The following is a 720-nucleotide window of genomic DNA, read 5'->3' on the forward strand; positions in this document are numbered from 1 at the left end:
CGCCAGGTGAAGCCGGCGTTGACGCTGTTATCCTGATGGTGCTGCGACAGCAGCCCGCCATAGCCCAGCGACAGCGAGGCGTTTTCGTTCACCGCCACTTCCGCCCCCGCCTTCAGCACCATGCCGTCACGCGACACCGGCACGCTGTCCACCACGAACGGCGCGTTGCCGCCGTTGAACCGCAGCCCGGTGCCGCGCTCCAGCCCGCCGTACTGGTGTTGCCATCCCAGCTCGCTACGCAGCGCCACCGTCGTGCCCGGGGTCACCTGCCACGCGGTGTCCGCACGCAGCCCCAGCGTCGACACCGTCGCATCCGTGTGCTGCTTGTCGCCGCGCAGCGCCGCCGCGCCGCCGCTTTCCGCGATGCCGTTGTTTTCGAAGTTCACGTACGCCAGGTTGACGAACGGCTCCAGGTTCAGCCACTCGCCCTGCACGCTGTAGCCCGCTTCCGCGAACAGCTGTTCGGTGCGCGCGCTGTACTTCGCCGTGTCACGGTCCGACTGCATCCCGTAGTTCACCGACCGTTTGGTGTCGATGCGGTGCCAGGTGTAGCCCGCCCCGCCACGCAGCGCCAGCGCCCCGAACTGCTTGTCGCCGTACGCCGCCAGGTGGTAGTTGTCGCTGTCCGCCTTCGACCCGTAGCCGCCGTGCAGCGAGGTGCGGGTGTAGCCGGTCGCCACCCCCAGCCGCCAGTCGGCCGCCGCCGCCGAGTCCAGCCCC

At 69.7% G+C, this 720-nt stretch carries 1 protein-coding gene; it reads right to left on the bottom strand.

Annotated elements, in window-relative coordinates; all coding sequences use genetic code 11:
* A partial coding sequence (locus ACJ8M3_RS24770; RefSeq protein ID WP_442514788.1) for an autotransporter outer membrane beta-barrel domain-containing protein occupies positions 1-720 on the bottom strand: 720 nt, incomplete at both ends.

The sequence above is a fragment of the Serratia sp. CY55921 genome, assembly GCF_052167655.1.
GTDB classification, from domain to species: Bacteria; Pseudomonadota; Gammaproteobacteria; order Enterobacterales; family Enterobacteriaceae; genus Serratia; species Serratia ureilytica.